The organism is Mesobacillus sp., from assembly GCF_057785455.1.
Genome location: NZ_JBYNSB010000042.1, coordinates 97526 through 123781 on the forward strand (window position 1 = coordinate 97526; position 26256 = coordinate 123781).

18 protein-coding genes are annotated in these 26256 nt (G+C 41.8%); 5 read left to right on the forward strand and 13 right to left on the reverse strand.

The window, feature by feature from the left end:
- The first annotated feature begins 217 nt into the window (after window positions 1-217).
- Both AC3EBE_RS17025 and AC3EBE_RS17030 read left to right on the forward strand, forming a co-directional pair.
- A complete protein-coding gene (locus AC3EBE_RS17025; protein WP_488596238.1) occupies window positions 218-796 on the forward strand; it encodes a CBO0543 family protein in 579 nt (192 codons plus the stop codon).
- 237 nt (window positions 797-1033) lie between these two features.
- Entirely contained in the window at window positions 1034-1993 is a 960-nt protein-coding gene (locus AC3EBE_RS17030) for a nucleoside hydrolase (RefSeq protein WP_488596239.1), read from the forward strand.
- A gap of 46 nt (window positions 1994-2039) precedes the next feature.
- On the opposite strand, the gene AC3EBE_RS17035 is transcribed toward AC3EBE_RS17030, so the two are convergent.
- Entirely contained in the window at window positions 2040-3260 is a 1221-nt protein-coding gene (locus tag AC3EBE_RS17035) for an MFS transporter (protein WP_488596240.1), read from the reverse strand.
- A gap of 239 nt (window positions 3261-3499) precedes the next feature.
- On the opposite strand from AC3EBE_RS17035, the gene AC3EBE_RS17040 reads away from it, so the two are divergent.
- Window positions 3500-3889 (forward strand): cupredoxin domain-containing protein, encoded by a 390-nt coding sequence (locus AC3EBE_RS17040; protein ID WP_488596241.1) that lies wholly within the window; start codon window positions 3500-3502, stop codon window positions 3887-3889.
- A gap of 149 nt (window positions 3890-4038) precedes the next feature.
- On the opposite strand, the gene AC3EBE_RS17045 is transcribed toward AC3EBE_RS17040, so the two are convergent.
- The gene (locus tag AC3EBE_RS17045; protein WP_488596242.1) at window positions 4039-5442 is read right to left on the reverse strand and encodes a PQQ-dependent sugar dehydrogenase; all 1404 of its coding nucleotides are present in this window, start codon (window positions 5440-5442) and stop codon (window positions 4039-4041) included.
- A 281-nt stretch (window positions 5443-5723) separates the two neighbouring features.
- On the opposite strand from AC3EBE_RS17045, the gene AC3EBE_RS17050 reads away from it, so the two are divergent.
- Window positions 5724-7337, forward strand: coding sequence for an acetolactate synthase large subunit (locus tag AC3EBE_RS17050; protein WP_488596243.1), 1614 nt, complete (start codon window positions 5724-5726; stop codon window positions 7335-7337).
- A gap of 906 nt (window positions 7338-8243) precedes the next feature.
- On the opposite strand, the gene AC3EBE_RS17055 is transcribed toward AC3EBE_RS17050, so the two are convergent.
- From AC3EBE_RS17055 to parE, 5 genes are all read right to left on the reverse strand, one after another.
- Complete coding sequence (locus AC3EBE_RS17055; RefSeq protein WP_488596244.1) at window positions 8244-8735, reverse strand: staygreen family protein; 492 nt, start codon at window positions 8733-8735, stop codon at window positions 8244-8246.
- Between the two features lie 81 nt (window positions 8736-8816).
- On the reverse strand, window positions 8817-9575 hold the full coding sequence (locus tag AC3EBE_RS17060) for a hypothetical protein (RefSeq protein ID WP_488596245.1): 759 nt from the start codon (window positions 9573-9575) through the stop codon (window positions 8817-8819).
- Window positions 9576-9891: 316 nt separating this feature from the next.
- A complete protein-coding gene (locus AC3EBE_RS17065; protein ID WP_488596246.1) occupies window positions 9892-11322 on the reverse strand; it encodes an alanine/glycine:cation symporter family protein in 1431 nt (476 codons plus the stop codon).
- 262 nt (window positions 11323-11584) lie between these two features.
- The gene (parC, locus tag AC3EBE_RS17070; RefSeq protein WP_488596247.1) at window positions 11585-14029 is read right to left on the reverse strand and encodes a DNA topoisomerase IV subunit A; all 2445 of its coding nucleotides are present in this window, start codon (window positions 14027-14029) and stop codon (window positions 11585-11587) included.
- Window positions 14026-16005, reverse strand: a complete 1980-nt coding sequence (gene parE / locus AC3EBE_RS17075; RefSeq protein WP_488596248.1) for a DNA topoisomerase IV subunit B — start codon at window positions 16003-16005, stop codon at window positions 14026-14028. Before parE ends, parC begins: the two co-directional genes overlap by 4 nt.
- A 444-nt stretch (window positions 16006-16449) precedes the next feature.
- On the opposite strand from parE, the gene AC3EBE_RS17080 reads away from it, so the two are divergent.
- Entirely contained in the window at window positions 16450-17886 is a 1437-nt protein-coding gene (locus tag AC3EBE_RS17080) for a S8 family peptidase (RefSeq protein ID WP_488596249.1), read from the forward strand.
- Between the two features lie 43 nt (window positions 17887-17929).
- Here the strand turns inward: AC3EBE_RS17080 and helD are convergent, their stop codons facing one another.
- The 6 genes from helD to AC3EBE_RS17110 form a co-directional block, all read right to left on the reverse strand.
- A complete protein-coding gene (gene helD / locus AC3EBE_RS17085; protein ID WP_488596250.1) occupies window positions 17930-20257 on the reverse strand; it encodes an RNA polymerase recycling motor HelD in 2328 nt (775 codons plus the stop codon).
- Window positions 20258-20510: 253 nt separating this feature from the next.
- Window positions 20511-21644 (reverse strand): glycerate kinase, encoded by a 1134-nt coding sequence (locus tag AC3EBE_RS17090; RefSeq protein ID WP_488596251.1) that lies wholly within the window; start codon window positions 21642-21644, stop codon window positions 20511-20513.
- Between the two features lie 68 nt (window positions 21645-21712).
- Entirely contained in the window at window positions 21713-22981 is a 1269-nt protein-coding gene (locus AC3EBE_RS17095) for a GntP family permease (RefSeq protein ID WP_488596252.1), read from the reverse strand.
- Between the two features lie 122 nt (window positions 22982-23103).
- Window positions 23104-24219, reverse strand: coding sequence for a sugar diacid recognition domain-containing protein (locus AC3EBE_RS17100; protein ID WP_488596253.1), 1116 nt, complete (start codon window positions 24217-24219; stop codon window positions 23104-23106).
- 142 nt (window positions 24220-24361) lie between these two features.
- Window positions 24362-24775, reverse strand: a complete 414-nt coding sequence (locus AC3EBE_RS17105; protein WP_488596254.1) for a CoA-binding protein — start codon at window positions 24773-24775, stop codon at window positions 24362-24364.
- A 164-nt stretch (window positions 24776-24939) separates the two neighbouring features.
- On the reverse strand, window positions 24940-26250 hold the full coding sequence (locus tag AC3EBE_RS17110) for a purine/pyrimidine permease (protein WP_488596255.1): 1311 nt from the start codon (window positions 26248-26250) through the stop codon (window positions 24940-24942).
- Window positions 26251-26256 lie beyond the last annotated feature (6 nt).

Here is a 26256-nt window from a genome sequence, read left to right on the forward strand (position 1 = left end):
TATGGCATAGCTTCTCAATTGAGAACGAGTGCAGGAAGAATTAGATGCTGGTTGATTATGCTGCAGGGTTTTAAAAAGAATGCGATTTTTGTAGGTGAATTTAAAAGTTCTCTAATCACAGTAGGTTAAAGGGAACCGATTCACTATGGATAAATGTTGTTGGATTAGCTAACACTAGATTTTATAGAAAATAATCTTTTATGAACTGGTGAGAGAAATGAGTGACAACCAAAGAGAATTCCTGCAAAAATTAGAAAAGATCCAGCTTGAACAAACCAGCACCTGGAAGGAATACTGGTTCCAGTACTCAGGTCCCGGAACCTGGGAATTTTGGGTCATGTTATTGCTGTTGATTCTGCCATTGATTCTTCTGTATCTGGTGATCAACAAGAGGCAAGCATTTCTGCTTGGGTTTTATGGATATAATGTGCATGTCTTTTTTACTTATACCGATCTTTATGGAGCCAGCCTGGCAAAGTATTATTATCCATACAAAGTTTTCCCGATTTTGCCTTCTAGCTTTACGCTTGATACATCACTTGTACCAGTTGCTTTTATGCTTGTATATCAGTGGACCCTTAGGAAAAAGAAAAACTATTATCTTTACACCACTATTTTGAGTGCCATTTTTGCTTTTGTATTTAAACCGATCATGACAGCGATTGGATTATTCCATATTACCAACACAAACTACTACAGGCTTTTTATAGGATACCTGGCTGTAGCTCTTATTTCTAAATGGGTAACAAACATTTTTATTTACCTGGCGAAAAAGGGAGGACAAAATCCTGTTTGAACATTCAGCTTAGCTTGTGGAGCAGGAATCAATTGACTAAAAAAGGTAACCGCCATTTAAGGCTGTTGCCTTTTTTACTGGTTATTTTGCAATTGGATTTTCTATGTTTGCTCTAACAAAGGTAATTGTTTACCTTATTGGTACTAATAATTAAATACGGTGTTCCAGTTCCAAAGGAGAATGAATCCTACCCGTGGATTCATATTATTAAGATAGGGCAAACGTGGAGGAGCAGCTATGTATAATATTCTGTTGTTTACTGATTCGGGTGTAGATGACTCACTGGCATTGATGTATGCACTTTTGCATCCGCAACTTAATGTTGTAGGTGTAGTGACCGGGTATGGTAATATCACAAAAAAACAGGCAATAAGCAATACAGCTTATTTATTGCAGCTTGGAGGCAGAGAAGATATTCCAATCATTGCGGGATCAACAGGTCCATTATCTGGGGAGCTGGCAACCTTTTATCCGGAAATACATGGACCAGAAGGGCTTGGGCCAATACGGCCGCCTGAAGGAGTAGGGGACGTAGAGGTTTACGAAATCAATAAAATCCTTGAGATTGTAAAACAATATCCTAATAATCTAGTACTTGTTGGCGTAGGCAGGCAGACTGACCTCGCAATCCCCTTCATTTTATATGGGCGGGAGGCTTTCCAAACTGTTAATGCTGTCTATATTATGGGCGGTGCTTTCCTTGTACCAGGCAATGTCACAGCCGAGGCCGAGGCAAATTTCTATGCAGATCCGATCGCTGCAAATCAAGTGCTGGAAAAGGCGAGGAATGTCTTTCTTCATCCCTTGAATATTACCAATAAAGCGATTATCCCTCCGAATGTAATAGACTATCTTGCCCAAAACAGCACTTCACCATATAAGGACTTGATAAAACCGGTATATGACTATTATTTTGAGGCCTATAAAAAGAATGTTCCGGGTATACCTGGAGCACCGCTGCATGATGTTTTAACGCTAAGTGCGCTGGTGAATCCAGAATTGGTTAAATATTTGCCGAGGCGGGTAAGGATAGAGCTTTTCGGGGGAGCAAGAGGGAAGAGTATTGCCGACTTCCGCCCAAAGCCGGAACCTGAACCGGAAGAAACATTGGATTGGATTGGTATGGAGGCCGACATACCTGCTTTTATTGAGGACTTCATCCAGGTTTTCATGGGAAGCAGCAAAGAAGGTCAGTAGTATTTCTAGCAAAAACAGTCCCAGCAGCAGTTGCTGGGACTGTTTTTTATACACTCTGATTTATGTTTGCGGCCTTATTTCGATTAAAAGTCAAATAGATCATGACAAGAAGGCTTGTGCTAATCAGTGTGCCATGAAAAATCCAGACCATTTTAGGCAGTGATAACGCTTCTAACAAAATAGGAGCAACCACGAATCCAAGTGCGAATCCCAGCGATTTCAACAGCATGCCAACACCAAAGATCCTGCCCCTGATATGATTATCTGTTTTTTGTAGGATGGTAGCGTGCAAGGTTGTAAAGCAGGCATCAAATATGCCAGTCAGGAAAGCAAAAATTAAGATAATTGATAAGCTTGTATTTGATAAGAAAGTGATAAAGCCAGTTGACATAAGGATTGCCGAGCAGAAAAAGATGGAATTCAAACGATTTTCACTAACGCTCTTCAATCTTGCAAGGAATAAAGTGGCCAACACTGAACCAATGCCCCAAACACCCCATATTAATCCATAATAAAAGCTTTGCTTAGAGGAATTTATCTCTTCAGCGAGCAAAGGTATTCCTAAGTTATGAGAAGCCCCAGCAAACGCCCCGACAAGGAAAACGATATTCACCATTAATAAGAAGGGAGCAGTCATTATATAAGAGTAGACCTCTTTTATGTCTCTTCCAAAGCTAATTACATGTTTTATCATTCCTTTTGAAATATCCTGCTTTTTGGTTGTTATCGAAGTCTGCCAATTCATCTTCACAAGAACAACTGCTGATAAAATATAGGAGGCAGCGTCAATCAGTAATGTAATTTGATAGCCCAGGGAATCAGTGATAACGCCAGCCCCGATAAAACCAAGAACAAGACTGATCGAGGTCAATCTGGATATCAAAGCATTGGTTTCAAGCACTTTATCCTGGCCGAAAATTTGCGGGATTTCCGAACTATAGCTTACAGCAAAAAAACTGCTCGTTAACCCAATAAGGAAGCAAACAATCAAGATCATCACAGGATTAGGAAATGGAATAAGAATGAGTATGATCACAGCGCGGAAAAGATCTGTCCAGATCATGATTTTCCGCCGATCAAATCTGTCAGCAAGCACTCCGGAAATTAAACTGGACAATACACCGCCCAATGTCCTCAATGCCATTGTTGCTGCAAGCCAGGCAGCACTTCCAGTAGCTACGTACATTAATACATTGATTGCAATTAAATCCATGAAGGTTCCTAAATCAGAAAAAGCTTTTACATATAAAAATATTTTACGGTTCATAATTTCTCCTAAGCAGTTTAAGTTGTGTATTTTATTTTAAAGATTATGAAAATATTTAGCAATACGAAATTTTTGCTTTTTCTATAATACAGCGATTAATTGCAGTTAATGATTGGTTATTGGGTAAGCTATAAGAAATGAATGATAAAGTCTTGTTCTAAATAACGAATGAATGATTTAGCTTATGGATTAAAAACTTTTCTTTAGCCTTGTAAATTTAGAAATAGGAGAGATTGCGAATGTCAGTGAAAAAGTGGATTACAGGAATGGTCGTTTTTCTTGCAATGGTTACGGTTGTGACATCTACAGGCTTACTCGGCGTTTTTGCCAAATCCGTTGATAAAACCCAACCAATGGAGAATATGAATACGATTGAAGTAGAGCTGAATGATGATTACTTTAATCCGAAAGTGATTACAATTCCAAACGGAACAACTACAACGTTGATATTGAGAAACAAAGGGAAGAAAGAGCACACTTTTACAGTGGAAAAGCTTGGGGTCGATACCGAGGTCCTGCCAGGAAAGGAAAAAAGCATTTCCGTGAAACCAGAACAGGGAGGTACTTATGAATTGATATGTCGTTACCATTTCCAGGAAGGAATGGCTGGGAAAGTCATAGTCAAATAATGAGCATGGTTAATTACAGGATGGTACCCAAAAGTTAGGGGGAAATCTAACTTTTGGGTACTTTTTATAATTTAATATAGTGAACGCTAAGAGGTAAAATACATAAGAAGTTGCGAGCATTTCAGATAAATTGACATAGTAGTTTTAGATTATGGAATTATTTCAAAAACAGTACCTTGGTTAAAGTCTGTGACTTTCATCGAGCTATAAACACCTAAATATAATCTGGTTTGGTCAAGATTACCACCGAGAGTAACAAAATAAGCAGATTCAGACCCGAAATTATAGTCGGTTTCAATAACACTATAATCATTTAGTCTGCAATCTGGCATTACTATAGAATAAGCTAAAACTCCCTTATCCGGAGCTGGCGATTCTTCCTTGCGGGCTAAATCGGTAAACAAAACACTCCCCGTTAGAGCGGGGATAGCATTCCCGATATATGGCTGGACTCCTGTAAGGGCAGTTCCGCCAAATTTATCTGGCCGGGGGTCTTTGTGGAAATAACTAGTGAATGGCTGAATCCGCCTGACTGAGGTTTTAATTGCTTCATTGTAATAAACAATGGTTTTCTCGTCAGAATTCGAATTTTCAGAGCAGGCCGTCATAATTGAAGTTGGAAAAGAACCTTCCCAGCCACGCCAGCCAAAGTTAATAGGTATTTCCTGAGCGAGTCCTGAGTTCAATGTAAGTTCAGTAACCGGTATTGGTTTATAATGAACAAATGAAAAAATCGACTCTTCCAAATCCTGCCCGACATTTCCAGCATATTTAATATAATGATTATAATACCGATGAAATGATATTCCTGGTATATTGCGGACACCTTTGGCCATTACCGTAAGAGTTGCCTGAATCGATGCAGGCAGTTCGGTAAAACGAGTGACTACAGGTGGATTATTAAAAGCTGTATTTTTAACTACATCAATTTCAATTATTTTACCGGCGATTTCCAAATCGTCCTGACTCAAATTAAATGGATCAAAGCCTGAACCACCATCTCCTGTAGTTAAAACAAGCTTTCCACTTTCAGGTGAAAAGTTTAAGCTATTGACACCATTATGATTAAAAAAGGGCCTTCTTAAATTGAGCAGTGTTCTTCGTTTTATAGGCTGCCCATTTACTTGCAGAGCCCATTCTTCCACTGTATCTATATGATCGAATTGAGTTTCTCTATTAACCCATTTTCGATTTAGCGTTTTTGGATCACAAGGGTCAGGCGATGAAGTTTCAGGAAGTGCACCTGGACCTTGTGTTCCAGCAACTGAATAATGAAGATAAAACAGACCGTTGAAATAAAACTGGGGATGAAATGCAAGTCCTAATAATCCCCGTTCATCATATCCGCCCCCTTGACTGCCAAGTTTGAGGACTTGCGGGCGAATATCTAAAAAAGTTTTGATGACTCCGTTACCTATATGAAAAATTTCTCCTGTTTGGGTAGCAATAAATAATCTTTCAATTGAATCTCCCGGCAGAATTGCTGATTTCAGAACAGTGGGTAAATTTATTTTACTTACAATAGGCCGCAACCTTACCTTAACTTTTTCCAATTAACTTTTCACCTCTTCTAATTGATTCTTTTTATAAGAATATGGTTAGAAACTCCCTTACAGTACCAGAACAGGCTTATAGAGTATGTCAAGGTGTTGGACCGATATTAAGCAGCAGAACAAGGAGTTAAGGCCACGTGAGACGTTAGTCAGCCAGAAGCTTTTCCTCGATCGATTTCCATTTCCCTGCCTCTTTAAAAATGATGAAATTTATCACTTCCCTTGAATGAATCATTTATCAGAGGAAACCATTAGATTAGTACATATTTTTGGAGGGAACCATGAAAACTTCTGATTTGCTTGTTCAATGTTTGGAAAACGAAGGGGTGAGATATGTTTTTGGGATATTCGGCAAGGAAGTATTGGACATAGCAGACTCATTGTCCGCGTCAAGTTCAATCCAATATGTTCCTGTGCGACATGAGCAGGGGGCAGCATTTATGGCGGATGTATATGGAAGGGTAGCTGGAAAGCCTGGAGTTTGCCTGGCTACCCTGGGCCCTGGTGCCACAAATTTATTAACAGGAGTTGCAAGCGCCACATTGGATGGCTCGCCAGTTGTAGCGATAACTGGACAAGCAGGAATGGAAAGACAGCATAAAAAGTCTCATCAATTTCTTGATGTAGTGAAGATTTTTGAAACAGCGACGAAATGGTCAGTTCAAATTAAACAGTCAGCAACGGTGCCGGAGATCATCCATAACGCTTTCCGTAAAGCAGCAAGTGAAAAGCCTGGTGCTGTGTTAGTGGAATTACCAGAGAACCTGGCATCAGAGGCAATCTCCGGTAAAGCGATGCCTAAAAGGCCTGCTCCAACTGTTGTCCCATCGATGGAGGCAATTTCAGAAACAGAATTAATTCTTAAGCAGTGCCAAAAACCTTTCATCCTGATTGGAAACGGTGTAATTAGGCAAGGGGCCAGCGAAGCAGTCAGAAGATTCGCGGAACAGCTTCAAGCACCAGTGGCAAACAGTTTCATGGCCAAAGGGGTATTGCCAAAAAATCATCCTCTTAACTTCTTTACCTTTGGATTCAAAGACAATGACTTAGTATCAGAGGGAATAGCAGAGGCAGATTTGCTTATTGTGATTGGATTGGATTTGATTGAAACCCAACCGAAAGATTGGAATAAAAATAAGGTTCCAGTTGTGCATATTCATACGGAAGAGGCTGAGTGTGATGAATATTATCCTGTTTGCAGTCAATTAGTTGGCGATCTGCAACAAATATTTGAGCTTTTGAAAAATAAGGATATAGTTTCTAAAGAATGGCTTCCCGCCAACAGTCTTAAAGAAAGGATATTGCAAGGCAACCAAGTTTACTGGAATGAAGAAACGATTAGTAAACAGTCTCTAACGACCAGGAATATCCTCCATATAATCGAAAAGCACACTGACGAAAATACCATTGTCCTATCTGATGTTGGTGAACACAAAATGGAAATAGCACGTTACTTCCAACCTGACGGGCCTGGACAACTAATCATTTCAAATGGGCTTGCCTCCATGGGAATTGCCTTGCCAGGATCTATAGGAGCCAAATTGGCTGCGCAAAATAAGAAGGTTATTTGTATAACAGGGGATGGAGGACTCTTGATGAACGTGGGGGAAATCGAAACAGCAAAAAGGCTTGGATTAGCTTTTGTGATCATTTGTCTGAACGATTCGATGCTGAAAATTGAAAAAAAGATGATGGAACAGCAATTTGGCCACAGTTATGGTGTCAATTTCAGCAATCCGGATTTTGTTCAGCTGGCAGGCAGCTTTGGGATAAAGGGTGTAAGGGCGAAGAGCCTTACTGAGCTTGACAGCATGCTTTCCCGCGAAATCTCGGCACAAGAAGGTATTGTATTAATTGATGTACCAATCAACGCGGAAAACAATCAGGCTTATTGAGAATGGCTGAGCAGGACTGCAAATTCACAGCAGTCCTGCTGTCTGTTTTGTGTAACAATGAACCTCGCAGGGAATGGTACTTAACAGCAGATTTAGAATGATGAATTACTTGTTACAAGATCCCTATATATGTAAACCAGCGGGAACAGTAAGGAATTGTGATTTTCAGTTGTTTTTAAATGGAACGGAACTATATGGCCTCATTTTAAAAATTTCTGATTTAATTAAACTTTATAAGCTGAAGAACAATAAGGCATTCTTTTCAAGGTGTATCTATGTAGGTAAAGTCTTTTCCGAAAAATTTCAGCAGTTTGAGAAGTAACCAAGAATTATTTTGCTGGAAAACTTAAAAGGAAGAAATGCAGTCAGGGCATGAAAGGGTAAAATCAGTATGAATGATACTATTTAAATTTCATTCTAGTTTACATAACATAAATTCTCGGAAGTTCTATAACTGAGATTGATTAATGTCTCAATATCTAAGTATACTTAAATTAGTGAGACAAGATTTAAATTTTTAACGATTCTGCTAAGTTACATGTTATTTGAGATTGAAATGTTTAACGATATTTTTCATGTGCGGATCAAACTTTTGTACATCACAATTATTCTGGTTTGCTGTTCCAAATGATTATGAACAATTAAGTAAATCAATCTTCTAGTATCTTTTATCGGTTTTGTTTCTTTGTGAGTCTATATCAGATATTTAAATTTCTTTATTATTCACCTTTTTTTGTTTACATAATATTATTATATATTCCTATTTCCTAATATCTCTTTTGGTTCAGTAAATTGTAACCATTCTTTTTTTAACGTTCTAATAATAGCGAATTAAACATGCAAACACTTGTTCACCAGGGTTGATTTTTGCTTCTCCTCCCTTATTGAACACCAAAAAACACAGGATCAGACCTGTGTTTCTGCTGAATTTAATCTTTTAGCCAGATGCAAATATTTTCTTGGTGTCCCGTAGAATAATGTTTCACTAAATTCTGGGAAAACCGAATTGAAGTGAACATAAATTGGCGCATCCAGAAGCCATGGATAGTATGTGTAGAAGCTCCTGTCCCCATAAATGATACCAGTTAATGCTAATTCCAGCTCTTTTTTGAAGATCATATAACGGATTCGGGACATGTTTTTATTATATTCCCCATTGCTGATGTAAACCTGGCTATATAGCAGATATTCCCCATTGTTCTTTGTCCATTCTGCCAAAACTTCGTCCCGCATAGCATAGTTAATTGCCTTGAAATCATAAATGGTTCCTATAGAAAGATAGAGGTCACTGGTAGTATCTGAATGTGTGAGTGTGTATTTTCTTCCCTCCACAGGCTCAAAAGGTGTGGCAGGTGGAATAAATCTAACGCTCAGTTTTTCAGGCCTGAATTTGCTCATCCTGGCAGGCTCCTTCCTGAAAAAGAATCCTTTTTCTTAACAGCCTATGCTGAACCGTTAGATTCGTGACAAATGCCTATATTATTTGCTTTTAAGACTGCGGATCTTTGTATCAATCAAATTCCACTTGCTGTTTTCATAAAACCAGGTGGACTCCACCTCAGCAATTCCGTCGGCATTGAATGCTCCATTGATCCTCTGGCTGCCAGCCAATCCAAAACCTTTGCCTGGCACTTTTATCGGTTTCAGGATTCCATACGGAAGTACCATAAGCTCTGTCGGTTCATTCAACTTTCCATCCTGGTAAAGGCCAAGTCTCTCGTAGTCTTCCTTTCGGTCACTTATATCAAAGCTATAAGACTGGCTGGTCTGCTGTATGGTAATGGACGCCTTATATCCGTCCTCAAACTGGCTGCTGATGGCTAAAGGGTCAGGAACGGGTAGATTTTTTACCTTAAAGTCCTTTAGCGTATACAAATAAAAATTGGACAGTCCACCGCTGCCGCCTGTCGGAATGCTGATAAAGATATCTTTTACTCCATCATGGTTCAAATCGCGATAGGTCAGCGCAGGATCATAGCCCCCATCTAATTCAATCTTATAGGTTTTGCCATTGGATGCCTTGATTTTCAGATAAATCCGTTTTAGAAATTGGGCTCCTTCTTCATACGGAACTCCTTTAACATAAATAGTATCTTTTTTCTTATCTCCAGTGACATCGATTTTGGATTCTGAGACGGTCACGGTTTTATCATGTGATTCCCCAGCATAGACTCCGGTCAGGGCCGTCAATGACATACAAAAGAACGCAGCGAAAGTCAGCAGTAATTCCTTTTTCATATGCATCCCTCCTAAATAGATATAGTTAAGTTGTCCATTTTTGGCAAAATGATGCATAAAATGTCCTGATCTTGATATCCAGAGGAGCTGAAATTCTATACAACTAACTGTTTTGAGGCAATTCCGCAACTTAGCCCAGGTATTCCGACAATAATTGTCGAAATCCTGCAAAACCGCAGGGTGATTCCTCAAATTTTTGTTGAAATCCCGCAACATGGAAAAAACAAGCGATTTTTTCCAATTTAAAAGGAGAAGCATAATGCTCCTCCCTTTCTCTAACAACTCGGCCCTTCCGCTATATTCATAGGGCAAAATCTTATATTTTATTTTTAGAATCTGCTGTCTTTTTAGCTTCCCATGATTCGATTCCTTTTAAGCCAGGAATCGAATCAGAATAAAAAACTGGGTCTTTGCCTAGTTTTCTTTGCTCACGGTAGTCTTTTAATGCAGCTAAAGCAACTTTGGTTAGCATCGTGATTGCTGCAAGGTTAATTAAAGCCATGATTCCCATGAATAAATCAGCCAGGTTCCAAACTATAGCTAAATCTACAAGAGAACCGAAAAGAACCATACCGACAACTGCAATTCGGTATATTAAAATCGCTGTTTTACTTTGCTTAATGAATTCGATATTGGTTTCACCGTAATAGTAATTGCCGATGATCGAAGTAAAAGCGAAAAGGAAGATTGCTCCGCCTATAAAAATATTTGCCCATGAGCCTACATGTGCAGCCATAGCTGTTTGTGTAAGCTGGATGCCGTCCAAATCAGGATTGGTGTAATCACCTGACAAAATGATAATGAAGGCAGTAGCTGAGCAGATCAGTATTGTATCGGTAAACACTCCAAGCGTCTGGATGAGACCCTGCTTAACAGGATGTGTTACCGCTGCTGTCGCTGCTGCATTTGGGGCACTGCCCATCCCGGCTTCATTCGAAAACAGGCCTCGTTTGATTCCCATCATAACTGCTGCTCCCATTCCACCGCCTACTGCTTCTTCCAACCCGAAAGCATTCTTTACGATTAAAGCCAGCATAGCAGGAACTTCTGTTAAATTGGTAAAGACAACGAATAATGCAAGAATCAAGTATAATACAGCCATGATTGGCACGATGATTTGCGATACATGTGCTATTCTTTTAATCCCGCCGAAGATAATAACAGCTGTAAGCACAGCTAGAATAATTCCCATCCATAGGCGGCTCAAACCAAAAGCCTGATCAAAAGCGAGGGAAATTGTATTTGATTGTACAGAATTAAATACTAACCCGAAGCAAAATACAATAATCACGGCGAACAATATGCCCATCCAGCGTTTATTCAAGCCTCGCTCCATGTAATAAGCAGGCCCGCCTCGATACTCGTCACCGTCTTTAACTTTATAGATTTGGGCAAGGGTACTTTCTACGAAGCTCGACGCCGCCCCGATTAAGGCTATCAGCCACATCCAGAATACCGCTCCGGGACCGCCTGCAGAAATAGCTGTTGCTACCCCAGCAAGATTACCTGTCCCAACCCGGCTAGCTAAGCTGACTGTGAATGCCTGGAAAGAAGAAATACCCCTTTTTCCTTCAGCCGATACTGTGGCCGGATCTTTTAGAATCCTGAACATTTCCGGAAAGAACTTGAATTGCACAAACCTGGTCCTGATTGTAAAGTATGTACCCAGAATAACTAGAACAGCAATGAGGATATAAGTCCACATATACTCGTTCAGAGCCGAAATAATATTGTTTAAAATCTCCATAAATCTACTCCTTCTCCAAAAAATCAATGTTAATGGTATTCGAATATAATTTTCAATTTACCAAATATCTAAAAAAATCACAATGGTGCTTCATTTCCAATCCGGTATTCTTAGGCTTTACTCCCTTCCTGATCCTTATTTGTTCTCTTTCTTGGTCCTGGTGACTTATATATTTACCCGAAATCAGATAATAAAAAACAAGAAAAAACACAAATAATCCGATAAAACAAAAAACACAGGCAGAGCCCGTGTTTTTGTTTTATTATTGAGTGTTTGTCTCGGGGTGGCTTTCATTTTTCCAGAGTTCGGCAAGTTTGCCGCTCTCGCTTTCATCCACCATGAACGACCCATTTGTATATCTGTCGCTGAATCGAAGTTCACCTGCTTTAAAGGATATGAGCTGCTGTTTCTCTGTCTGGATGAAAATCTCATCTTGATCTCTGGCAGTTTCAATGCCAATAATCCGATGAGGATTGGATTTCAGTTCTCTTAACAGCACGACTCCGCGTTTTGCACGTGAACTTTTTTCGAATTCGGATAGCTTCATCTTCTTCACGGCACCGCGCTGTGTCGCTACGATAATCGACTGGCCGCTATTATCAGTGTCGAGGACTTTACCGCCAACGACGAAATCACCGTCCTTGACATTCATCCCTTTAACCCCTGCAGCTCTTACACCAATTGGGCTAATCTCTTCTTCACTGAACCAAAGCGCATACCCTAAACTAGTAGCAAGGAATAAATCCTTCGTGCCATCGGTGATGTGGACATCAACTACTTTATCGTCGCCTTTGACGTTAATTCCTGTCAGTGGTTTAGAATAACGCTGAGCTTTATAAAGATTCAATTCGGATTTTTTCACCATGCCATTCTTTGTGACAAATACTAGGAATAGTTTCTGGTCAAAATCCTGAATAGGCAATGCTTTGATGATCTCCTCGTCCCTGTCGATTGGCACTATATTGGCGATATGCTGGCCAAGGTCCTTCCAGCGGATATCAGGAAGCTCATGGACAGGCAGGTAGAGATAGCTGCCTTTATTCGTGAATAATAGGAGGACGTCCTTCGTGTTCATATTTAGCTGAGAAAGAAGCCTGTCGGTGTCCTTCATCGCAAAATCCTGTCCATTTGAAGCCGCGAATGATCGCTGGCTGGTTCGTTTAATGTAGCCGTCCTTTGTTACAGTAACAATTACATCTTCACTTGCAATCAGGACCTCAAGATTGATTTTGATTTCTTCGATTTCGGCCTCTATCTTAGTACGTCGTTCATCAGCGAATCGTTTTCTGACGTCCTTTAGTTCTTTTTTGATGACGGAAAGCAATTTTTTCTCACTGCCGAGAATGGCCGAAAGCTCGTCCACCTTCTTTGCCAGCTCTTCTGCCTCAGCCTGCAGTGCAGTTATATCGGTGTTAGTCAAACGGTATAACTGCAAGGATACAATCGCTTCAGCCTGAACTTCGGTAAAAGAGAATCTTTTAATTAAATTGTCTTTAGCATCACGCTTATCCTTGGATGCACGGATTGTTGCGATTACTTCATCAAGAATGGAGAGGGCCTTCATGAGACCTTCAACGATGTGCTGGCGCTCTCTGGCTTTTTGCAGGTCGTATTGTGAACGCTTCGTCACGACGTCCTTCTGATGGTCGATATAGGCATCAAGCAGTTCGGCAAGACCCATCAGCACTGGTCTTTTTTTGTTGATTGCGACCATGTTGAAATTATAGGTAATTTGCAGGTCACTATTTTTGTACAGGTAATTCAAGACACCATTGGCATCAGCATCTTTTTTTAGCTCGATGACTACCCTGAGACCAGTGCGGTCTGTTTCATCGCGAACTTCTGAAATGCCTTCCACCTTGCGATCAAGGCGGAATTCATCGATTCTTTTTACAAGATTGGCTTTATTGATTTCGTAAGGAATTTCAGTAATGACGATTTGCTGTTTTCCGCCTCTGACGTCCTCTATTTCAGCCTTGCCGCGGACAATGACTTTCCCTTTACCGGTTTGATATGCTTTCTTGATGCCTTCCACACCCTGGATAATGCCGCCTGTCGGAAAATCTGGCCCCTTGATGACCTGCATGAGGTCATCAATTGTGCAGGCTGGATTATCCATGCGCATGATTACGCCATCGATTACCTCAGCAAGGTTATGTGGAGGGATATCAGTTGCATAACCGGCGGAAATTCCTGTAGAGCCGTTGACAAGAAGGTTTGGGAACATTGCCGGAAGCACTGTCGGTTCACTTGATGTATCGTCAAAGTTAGGGATGAATTCAACTGTACGCTTTTCAATGTCCCTTAACAGTTCACCTGCTATTGCTGATAATCGGGCTTCTGTGTAACGCATCGCAGCTGGGGGATCCCCATCGATACTGCCGTTATTTCCGTGCATTTCCACAAGGTAATTACGGACTTTCCAATCCTGGCTCATCCTGACCATTGCATCGTATACAGAAGTATCACCGTGAGGATGGTAATTACCGATAACATTTCCGACTGTCTTGGCAGATTTGCGGAAGCCTTTTTCGCTTGTATTCCCTTCAACATGCATGGCATATAAAATCCTGCGCTGTACCGGCTTCAAGCCATCCCTCGCGTCCGGAAGCGCCCGCTCCTGGATAATATACTTGCTGTACCGGCCGAATCTGTCGCCAAGTACATCTTCTAATGGGAGGTCACGGAATTTTTCAACTGAGCTCATTCCCCAGCAACCTCCTCTGCAACTGAAATATTTTCATTCTCCAATATGTTTCCATCTTCTTCAAGACCGAAAGCGACATTGGATTCGATCCATTTCCTTCTCGGCTCGACCTTGTCACCCATCAATGTGGTCACTCTTCGCTCAGCTCTTGCTGCGTCATCGATTCTTACGCGAATCAATGTACGGGTTTCCGGATCCATTGTTGTTTCCCACAGCTGATCTGCGTTCATTTCGCCAAGACCCTTATAGCGCTGGATCATATAGCCTTTGCCGACTTTTTTCATGGCGCCTTTAAGCTCATCATCGCTCCAGGCATATTCAATGACCTCTTTTTTGCCGGTGCCCTTGCTTACCTTGTAGAGAGGAGGCAAGGCAATATACACTTTGCCAGCTTCAATGAGCGGTTTCATATAACGGTAAAAGAAGGTCAGCAGCAGCACCTGGATATGTGCTCCGTCTGTATCAGCATCCGTCATGATAATAATTTTATCGTAATTGATATCCTCAACGCTGAAATCAGAGCCTACACCTGCACCGATGGCATGGATGATCGTATTGATTTCTTCGTTTTTAAAGATGTCCTGGAGCTTCGCTTTCTCCGTATTAATAACTTTACCTCGCAAAGGAAGCACAGCCTGGAATCTTCTGTCCCTGCCCTGTTTTGCAGAGCCGCCCGCTGAGTCGCCCTCTACCAGGTAGAGTTCATTTTTGGAAGGATTTTTAGATTGTGCCGGAGTCAGTTTACCGGAAAGCATAGCATCCGAACGTTTCTTCTTCTTGCCGCTTCTTGCATCTTCACGGGCTTTTCTTGCCGCTTCTCTTGCCTGATATGCCTTGATCGATTTCCGAATCAGCAGCGTGCTGATATCCGGATTTTCCTCAAGGAAATAGGAAAGATGCTCTGATACAACAGAATCAACAGCAGATCTTGCTTCACTTGTTCCAAGTTTACCTTTTGTCTGCCCTTCAAATTGCAGCAGTTCTTCAGGAATGCGGACCGAAACGATTCCAGCAAGGCCTTCGCGGATATCTGCACCCTCAAGGTTCTTATCCTTCTCTTTTAGGAGTCCTACCTTACGAGCGTATTCATTGAATACTCTTGTCATGGCCGTCTTGGCCCCCGCCTCGTGCGTGCCTCCATCTTTCGTACGGACATTGTTGACGAATGAAAGGACGTTTTCAGAGTAGCCATCATTGAATTGGAATGCGAACTCAACCTCGATCTTGCTGTATTCGCCCTCAAAGCTTACAACAGGATGGAGGACATCCTTTTCCTCATTCAAATATTCGACGAATGCCTGAATGCCTGTTTCATAGTGGAAAACATCCTTTGCGTCATGGCGCTCATCGATTAATTCAATTTTTAATCCCTTTAACAAGAAGGCAGATTCTCTCAGCCTTTCAGACAGGGTGTCATAGTTATAAGTCAAAGTTGAAAAGATTTCTGGATCAGGCTTGAAATGGATGGTTGTACCTGTCTGGTTTGTTTTTCCGATTTTTTCAAGGGTTGTTACTGGTTTACCGCCATTCTCAAAGCGCTGTTCATACACGAACCCGTCCCGTTTAATCGTAACAACGAGCCATTCAGAAAGCGCGTTCACCACTGAGGCACCTACTCCGTGCAAGCCGCCGCTTGTCTTGTATCCGCCTTGTCCAAATTTACCGCCGGCATGCAGGACAGTCAGGATTACTTCAGGTGTCGGTTTCCCGAGTTTATGCATTCCAGTAGGCATTCCGCGCCCTTTATCCTGGACACTGATTGAATTATCTTTATGGATTTTGACAATGATCTGGTTTCCGTAGCCGCCCAGGGCCTCATCAACCGAATTATCAACGATTTCATATACGAGATGGTGAAGGCCTCGTGTATCTGTGCTGCCAATATACATACCAGGTCTTTTACGGACGGCTTCAAGACCTTCTAATACCTGTATGGCATCATCATTATAATCAAAAGCTTGCTGATTTCTTGCCACAAACATACCCCTTTCATTTCTTGCAAACAACATTGACAGTTTTTATGTATAGTGTCAATGAATTCGTTAAGTATTCGCTCTATAGCTAAAATGGCTGTCATTTTCCGCATATGAGAACACTTGTTTCTATATATTTATTTTACCATAAGATTGGCGTCTATGCTTAATTGTAGCGATTAATTGGGATTTGGCAAACGGATTTCAAGAATTAATTGGAATTTTGTCGTAAAAACATAAACTAAATATCAAAACAGGACCATTGTCAGAATGGATAGTTTTGTATCCCAGGAGGGTCATGAAGGCTGTTTCCTTGAGGGATTGCCATTGGTTTTTATTGAATTCCTGTTTGAAAAAACGGCATTTTGTAAAATACCAGTGATTCCCGTCAGTAAATATGGTTCCTCTACTGCAACATAAAAACAAATCAGTTAACGGAGGATTTTTATGAAAACGATAAGAATATGGATACTTGCAGCGGGATTGCTGTTAGTGCTTGGTTTGACAGCCGGCGGAGCTTTTAGAATGGACGGTTCAACCAGGAACCAGACTCAGCCGGGGGTACAAAACACGGGACCGCAAATCCTGATAAATACAGAAAACCGACGCCCAGGCATGGTTAAGATAAATAATGTAGAAATGGGAGAAGGCATAAAGAAACAGCTGGATTCTCAGCAAGAGGTCACGTTAATCCGTCATAATGATAAAGACACAAGCCATTATTATGATCATGAAGCAGCTGTCGATTTTCTAACAGAACCGACTGAAGAAGAAATCGACCGCATCACCCGGGATATTAAGGGCTGGGTAGTGAATAAGCATCTCGATTCAATTTACATCTTCCGCTCCACTTCAATGGAAACAACGGAGATGATTGATTATATTACCGCGGACCCCAATGTGGAGTATGTCGAACCGAATTTTATTTTGATGCAAAATCAGGCTGGCACTCCGAAGGTTCCGGGTACCAGCCCAAATGATTTGCTTTATAAAGAAAATTATCAATGGAATCTGCCTGTAATTGGAACAGAAGAAGGCTGGTCCATAACCCGGGGCAAGGAGAATATTGAAATTGCAATTGTCGATACAGGTGTTGACCTGGATCATCCAGAACTTAGGAATCGGCTGGTCGAAGGCTATAATGTACTAAATGAAAACAATGCTCCTGATGATGACAACGGACATGGTACCCATGTAGCTGGGATAATTGCTTCTGAGACAAATAACCAGGAGGGTATAGCCGGCATGACCTGGTTCAACAAAATCATGCCAGTCAAGGCAATGGGTGCAAAAGGATACGGCACTACCTTTGATATTGCAAAAGGAATTGTCTGGGCAGTGGATCATGGTGCGGATATCATTAACTTGAGCTTAGGGAATTACCAGCCTTCAAAGGTACTCGAAGAAGCGGTGCAGTATGCTTATTCCCGGAATGTAGTAATGGTTTCTGCTGCCGGTAATGATGGGTCCAACCAGCCCACTTACCCATCGGCATATCCAGAAGTAATGAGTGTCGCAGCCGTGGATTATGATGGGAGGCGCGCCAGTTTTTCAAATTATGGAGATTATATTGATATCGCTGCGCCTGGGGTATATATTCCAAGCACTTATTTCAACAATCAGTATGCTGCTCTATCTGGGACCTCCATGGCCGCTCCTCATGTTGCCGGCCTTGCAGCTTTGATCAAATCTGCAAACCCTGAATTGACCAATACTCAGATCATGAACATTATAAAACATTCAGCAATCGATCTTGGGGAACAAGGGAAAGACAATGATTTCGGCAGTGGTTTAATCGATGTTAACTCAGCTCTCCATGAAGCTGAAACAAATAACGGGAAAAGCCAAAAGGTCCGAAACAGCCTCTTTGGGATTTTTCGATAACTTGTGAAAAAAGCTCACCCGGCATGGGATGAGCTTTTTTCGTTTAATTAATCAAATATGTTTCGTGTGAAGCTTTTTCGAACAGCGGGCTCATCTTTCCGGTTGAAAGAATCATTAGCTCATGCATTGCCCTTGTGCAAGCTGTGTAGAGCAATTTGCGCTCCTCTTCCCTTTGATAATCGGATGAGTCATAGATAATGACTGCATCGAACTCAATCCCTTTTGCAAGATAAGCTGGCACCACATTCAATCCGCTTTCAAATGTTAATGTGCCTTTTTCAATTAAACGGGCATCATGGTATTTCCTGATATCCTCAAAGGCCGCTTTACTTTCTTTTGCTGTTTTGCAAATAATCGCGACATTCTTATGCCCTGCCTTATTCAGATCTTTGATGATTTCTGCTGTGCGGCCAGCGCGCGCGGCTTTGTCCGGCAATTCTACAATCACAGGTTTTGGCCCTTTCCTATTGAATGGCTCGATCAACTCTCCCCCTTCAATCAGCTGGCGGGTGAATTCGACGATTTCACGAGTCGACCTGTATGTTTTGGTGAGCTTGAACGTTTCTTTTTCACCGAAGTCCAGTTCTGATTCAGCGAGGATTGTTGGTGCTCCAGTCGGGCCAGAATAGATGGCCTGGTTGATATCTCCAAGCAAGGTCATTTTGCTATAGGGAAAAAGCATCTTAATATAGGCAAATTGAAATGGTGTATAATCCTGCGCTTCATCAATGAACACATGGCGGATGGATGTGTTCGATTTGCGTCCTTCAATCAGATCCTGAAGGTATAAAAATGGAGTTGCATCCTCAAAGGCAATATAACCATTTTCAAGATTTTCAACTGTTTTTACACAAGTTTTTTCCCAATCGCCAGGAAGAGCTGGCGACAGTGAGTGATCCTCCTTAAAGAAGCTGATAAAAATAGCTCTTGTATTAATGAATCTAAGCTTTTTCACAGAATTAAAGAGTGGCTTGAAACGCTTTTTGACAACCATTTCAGCAAGGAACCTTTGCTCCTTTTCGTAGTCGTTGAATGTATCATCAGTTGAACCCTGTTTTTTCTGGCTTTGCTGGAAGGCTTCAAGATAGTCTTCTTTTTCAAGGTATTGAATTTCCTTCTCGACCCACTCCTGCTTTTGCTCAGCTTTCGATTTTTTCTTAAGTTCCTTGATAAGCCACTCTTTGACAAGCTGAATCCTGTTTGGCATCGAAATGCTCTTATCAAGGGAATCATAGTAAGCCGAAATCTCCTGTTTGGATATGACGCTCCGTTTCTTGAATCCGATTGACTTGAACGGGAGTGTTTCCTGGGACAATTTTTCAGCATATCGGTCCAGGAGATATTTGAAGTCCAGGCTTGCCTTGAAACGGATACTGTCCTTTCTGGCATAATACTCATGGTCTTTATTTGCTTCCAGAAGATATTCCATCTGTTCGAACGGATCTTCCAAAGTGTAGTCCCCGCCGAATCTTGTAGCCAGGTATTCCTGGAAAGTAGCCTGCTGCATATTTTCTTCTCCCAATTCCGGAAGGACGGTAGCAACATAACTATTGAACAGCGGGTTTGGGGAAAATAGCATGATATTTTCTGATTTGATAATATTCCTGTATCTGTATAGAAGGTAAGCGACTCGCTGCATCGCTGCTGAAGTCTTTCCGCTTCCAGCCACACCCTGGACAACGACCAGACTGCTGGAGTCATTCCTGATGATTTGGTTTTGTTCCTTTTGAATGGTGGCTACGATCGTTTTCATCTGGGTATCTGCGTTATTTCCGAGGACTTCCTGAAGCATTTCGTCGCCAATCGTAACACCTGTTTCGAACATGGCCTTTATTTTGCTTGATTTAATAACAAATTGTCGTTTCAGCTCCATTGTTCCTTCTATTTTTTCTGTTTCGGTCTTGTATTCCGCAGGTCCTGGAGAATAATCGTAGTAAAGGCCTGAAATTGGAGCACGCCAATCGTAAATCAAAAAGTTTTCTTCCTTTTCATCCATCAGAGAGGCAATCCCAAGGTAAATCTTTTCAGTGTCCGCCTCTCCTTTCTCTGTAAAATCGACTCTCCCAAAATAGGGAGAAAACCTCAAACGTGAAAGGGTATGCAATTGTTTATGCATTTGAGATTGGGTACGTTCACGCTCTGAAAGGAGGGCTGCCTGCTGCTTGATACTTGTTAGGGTTTCTTCAACATCATCCGCTTCAGTAAAATTGACGGTAACATCTTCCCAAAAAGTTTTCCTGATTTGAAGAGCATCTGAGCCGACACCGCTTGAGCTTTCCTTCCACTTTTCCGCTTTCTTGTCGATTACCTCAATGATGGAATCTACTCGTTCTTGTTCGTGCTTCAGAACTTGCTGCTGTTTGTCTTCCATAAAAATCACTCCCCAAAATCTGCTCTTTTACTTGACATCCTGCTTTGTTTTGTGATATTGTTATTATAGAGTTTTTGTGTATATGTTCGATTCTTAAGTTGTGAGAATCAACTTCCATTTTACTATGTGCATATTTATATTTCAAATACATTTTTCTTGTTGCACCTTTTAAGGTGTTTTTATTTTGCCAAAAAATTTCAATTTATAAAAAAACCGAAGCCGATGCTTGAAACAGCATCACGGCTTCGGTTTTTTAATGACTTAATTTTATGACTGAGGCGATATTGGCAGAAAGCCTTTCAACATATTCTTCTGCATTCGCAAATGCGTCCGAGAGTTCAACTACCCCTGGAACGATGCTGAACACTGCATCTATCCCATGATCATGGACTATCTCACTGTCATGGCCTATGTTTCCGGCAATCGCGATGACTGGAACATCATGCTTTTTTGCAGTCTTGGCAACCCCTATTGGTGTTTTCCCAAATATCGTTTGGCCATCGATTTTACCTTCCCCTGTTATGACGAAGTCGGCATCCTTTACATATTCCTCAAGCTGAACAGCCTTAAGGACAATATCGACGCCTCTCTTCAGCTCTGCATTAAGAAATGCCATTAAGCCTCCTCCGAGTCCGCCTGCTGCACCAGCTCCTGCAATGTGCTCGATATCTTTTCCTGTATCATTCAGGATTGTTTTTGCATAATGCTTAAGGTTCTCATCCAATTGGCCGATCATTTTTGGAGTTGCTCCTTTTTGAGGGCCAAAAATAGCTGAAGCTCCTTTTGGCCCTGTAAGCGGATTATCAACATCACAGGCAACCTCGATTTTAACAGAGGCCAATCTGGAATCAATACTTGAGAGATCAATGGTTTCCAGGTCACTTAAAGCCCCGCCGCCATCCCCTATTTCCATTCCTGAGGAATCAAGGAATTTCACTCCCAGGGCCTTGGCCATACCGGCTCCTCCGTCATTTGTAGCACTTCCTCCGATCCCTACGATAATATGCCTGACGCCTAAATTGAGGGCTTCAAGTATCAATTCTCCGGTACCTTTGGTTGTCGTGATCAACGGGTTTCTCTTGTCTGCAGGAACCAGGTGCAGTCCAGATGCTGCAGCCATTTCGATTACAGCTGTTTTTTCATCGCCTGATATCCCGAAAAATGCGTCCACGAGTTCTCCAAGAGGGCCTGTCACTTTCTTGGATATGAGCCTTCCCTCTGTTGCATCAACTAACGATTGAACAGTTCCTTCTCCACCATCAGCCATAGGGATTTTAACAAATTGTGCATCCGGAATGATTTTTTTCATACCTGTTTCTATTGCATGTGCAGCTTCAAGCGCTGTAAGGCTTTCCTTAAAAGAATCCGGGGCAATAACGATTTTCATGACTTGCTTCTCCTCTCAAAATAGAAAGTAAAGTCCGGATTTTTTAATCCGGACATTGTCTATATGTGTTAACCGAAGAACTTAAAGATTCCAAAGATTAATGTGGATACGATAGCAAGGGTTAGACCTACTGCCGTTTCATATGGAATGACTTTCAATCGTTCTTTAATTTCCATATTCACGCTTCCACCGGTTGCATGGAAAAAGCTTCCGTGTGGCAGGTGATCCAGAACAGTGGCGCCGGCATGTACCATTGCAGCGCCGGCAAGTGCTGTTACGCCCATTTCAAGAATCGTAGATCCAAATACTTGGGAAGCAACTGCTGTACCAGCAGTCGTTGAAGCGGTTGCAGCTGACATAAAGATACCGGAAACAGGTGCCAATACATATCCAGGCAGTCCAAGTGCATCCAGGCTATTAATGACAACATCCTTCAATCCAGAATTGGCAATGATGCCTGCAAGTGTCCCCGTTCCTAAGAGCATGATTGCGACTCCGGACATTTTGCCAAGACCTGCTACTGCATAATCATTAATTCTCTTAATATGGCCCATAGCAAGTGCACCGGCAATACCACCGAGCGGCAGTGCAATCATTGGATCAATGTTTATGTCAAACAAGGGACGAAGCGCAAGAAGTACGATGGTCACAAGCGGAGCTACAACAGCTGGAATAATTAATGGGAGCTTTCCATTAAGCTTTGTCTCACTTTCTTGTGCTGTAACCTTCGATCCTTTGTTCACAAGTCTTTTAGCTAAAATATAGGTAACGGTTAGTCCGAAGGCAGCTGGAATGATCCCTGCAGCCATTACGGACGTTAATGGAATATGGAAAGCGTCTGCGGCTGCAATGGCATTTGGGTTCGGAGACATGATATTGCCAGCTTTGCCGCCTCCAATCATGGCAAGCAAAATTGCAGTTTTGGAGATGCCGGCTCTGTTAGCAATTGCCAGAGCGATTGGAGATACAGTAATAACTGCCACGTCAATGAATACTCCTACCGTAGTCAGGATCATCGTGGCGATGGCAAGGGCAAGCAATGCCCTTGTCTCTCCTACCTTTTTTACGATGGTTTCAGCAATGACAGCTGCTGCTCCAGATTCAATCAGAACTCCTGCGAGCACACCTGCAGCCAATATTCTTAAGACTGCGGGTATGATCCCTTTTGCCCCCTCCATCATCAATGTAACTGTATTTGTTATATCGACGCCGCCAGCCAGGCCGCCAACCAGGGCACCCGCTATCATACCGTATGCAGGCGAAACCTTCTTTAAAATCAGGAAAATGGCTACTACTAGTGCGACTACAGCGCCGAAAGCGCTTACTTGGACCTCCACTGTTATTCCCCCTCGATGTATGTTGTTGTATCTCTATTGTAAGCGCTGTCTTAAGGTGTTTCATCAGTCAAACCACCAAAAAAGACCTGTACTAAGACAGGTCTTTTTGTGCAAATGCACAATTACTTTAGCTTAAGAGTAATGGTTGCCACATATAATTGGAGAAGCTCTTTCGTATTGCGGGGATCCTTGCTGGTTATGTCCGTTATCTTATCAAGCCTGTATCTCAGGGTGTTCCTGTGTATGAAAAGCTTTTGGGCCGCCGCATTCATATCACCATTAGATTCTATAAAAATACGCAAGGTTTCCATGAGTTCACCCTTTGGATCCTTATCACCAAGTACCTCAGCAAGTGATTGAAGGCCATCAGCCAATCCTGCCCTGCCAGCAGCTAATAAAAAAATAGGGAAATAAAAATCACGATATGTATATATAGATACTTCGGGAGAAAGTTTTAAACCGGCGGTCAGAGCATCAGCTGCCTCTCTGTATGACTTTCCGATTCCTGCTAACCCTTCGTGAAAATCTCCAACAGCAGCCTTCACATCTATCCCTGTAGTGTTCTTAAGCGCTTTAATCCAAGAAGCTGCAATTTTGGTAATAGATAGATGACTCTTATCACCTGGTGGATTTTTTTTCAGTATGATGATTCGATCATGCTGTACCAGGGACAAATCGGCTTTTTCAAGTCTGTTCTTTAAAAAGGTAAATGTTCTCTTGCTGTCAGTGGTCAAAAGGATGATGGCTGTTCTTGGGAGCTCAAGATCGATATTCATTCGCTTGGAACGTTCATAAAAAAGCGGATCGATTTTTCCGTCAAAATGAATGATTTGACTTACAAGCTCTTCTTTCAGCCTTTCGTCCCATTGGATTTCATTTATAAGAACAGCCTGCTGCAAACTCAGCTCAGCAGCCATCCTGACTAGCTCTCCGAAGTTCAAGACTTCGTCAGGGTTCCCGGTAATCCCGATAACCCCAACAATTTTTCCATTAAAGGTAATAGGAAGATTCACTCCTGCTTTGACACCGTGAAATCTCTTCGTGTCCTCTTCACTTATAGTAAAACCTTCTCCTCTTTCCAGAACAATAACTGCACCTTCATGGATATTGTCAATCCTGTTTTTGTCCCCTGAACCGATGATCATGCCTTTGTGGTCCATAACATTGATATTCCGTCCAATAATGCCCATCGTCCTGTCAACAATCTCCTGGGCCAGCTGTTTGTTTAAGTATTCCAATTTAAATCCCTGCCTTGAAATTACATATATATTACACTAGTATGGCTGATTTGCTGGCTGAAAAAAAGTGGTGCTTAATTCGCATTTAAATCCTCAATAATGAAAAAGCGTGAGAATGTTTAGTTCTCACGCGGGCAGAGCATTATTTTGTCATTGCATGTTCAACTTTGATGCAGCGATCCATTATGACGGTATAATTTTTCTCTTTTAAAAATTTATATGCTTCTTCGTTTTCAACGCCAAGCTGAGCCCAAAAAATATCAGCATCAATTTCTGCGAATTCTTGAGCGATTTCCGGGAGGTATTCGGACCTGCGGAAAACATTGACGATATCGACATGTCCCTCTATGTCCTTGAGCGTCTTAACTGCTTTTACGCCCAGCACTTCATCAACTGTTGGGTTGACAGGGATGATCTCATATCCTGCAGATTGCATTGCCTGAGATACCATATATGAGGTTCGCTGTGGATTATCGCTCAATCCGACAACTGCTATCCTTTTTGATTCCTTTAGGATCTTTCCGATTTCCTCCCGGCTTGGGTTTACGATTGGCATGGTTCATTCACTCCTATTTATAAAATTCGTTAAATCAATCATACCTTAACTCTGGTTATCGGTACAAAACATCTAGCCTTGCTCTTGTTATTTTTCAGAATCACAATTGTTAACCGGGAATCAGGAATAGATAATTATTAACGAAATCAAAAAAACTATATTTATCAACGGTTTTCTAATTTAGTTTTGTTTTTGATTCTTTGTCTTCCTATTGATAATTGGTCGATCATCACAGCAATGACCGTTCCTAGAATCAATCCGTTATTAAGGATCGACACTAGTGCCGGCGGAACATCTTTGAATGCTTCTCCTGGGACGAACATTGCTCCCACGCCAGCCAGCAGAGATATGCCAATGACAAGTTTTGTCCTGTTCTTGTCAGGCTCCCGATCAAATTCGGAAAAGGCAATACCAACCATGTTCGCAAAAATCACAAAAGTGACTGAATAGCCGACTGGTGCCGGAAGTGAAGCGAAAAATGACATGGCTCCTGGAATCATACTTGTTCCAATAATCAATAAAGAACTGATGATGAATGGCGAGATTTTGGTAATACCTGTTGTTGCGATGAAACCTGCTGCACCAGAAATAGGAACAGGGCCGATTGCGGAAAAAATCCCGCCAAGCAACTGGTTTATACCTGCCGTAAAGCCGCTTGCGCGATATCGAAGCTTCCCATTATCTATCCCTCTATCCTTCAAGACTTGTCCGGTAACCCTTATGCTTGCCAGCATATTTGTAATCAGGAGAAAGGTGATGAATACAGATGTGACCATCAATCCTGAATCAAACACAGGCATTCCAAAGGTGAATAAGTCTGGAAGTGCAAATGAAGGCCCGGCATAATCGTGCAGTGCCTCTCCAAGATCGAATAATGAATAGAGGATCCATCCCCCGGCAAGGCTGATCAGGATTGAATACTGGCTAATCCATTTTATCCGATGCCTTGAAATATAGAAGGTGAAGCCAACCAATCCAGCGCTGAATACTGTTATGGACAGGTCAATCTGGTTATGGCTGCTGTCCAATCCCATCATGCCATTCAGGAATGAGCCGCTTAGCTGGATGATCAATAATAGCAGATAAATGCCGCTTACAACCGGTGTAAATAATTGGGCCAGCTTTTCAATCAGCTTTAATAAGCTTAACAAGAAAAAGACGACGCCACTGATAATCATGGCTCCTTCTAAAGCCTGTAATGTTTCCATCCTGGATGAAAATAGAGTCGTGCTTAATCCTGCATAGATAGCAAATACTCCCCACCAGAGGCCGGCTGGACCTTCGTTAATTGGCATGCGGTGGCCGATTGTTGCCTGAAGCAGGCTTGATAATCCGAGGATGAACATTGTACGCTGTACGAGCCCTGTTGTTTCTTCTGGGCTAAGCTGGTATAGGTCAGCGATCGCAATAGGGGCCACGATAGAACCAGCGATGATAAAAGCCATCCATTGGATTGCAGAAAGGCTAGTTTTCATGTCTGT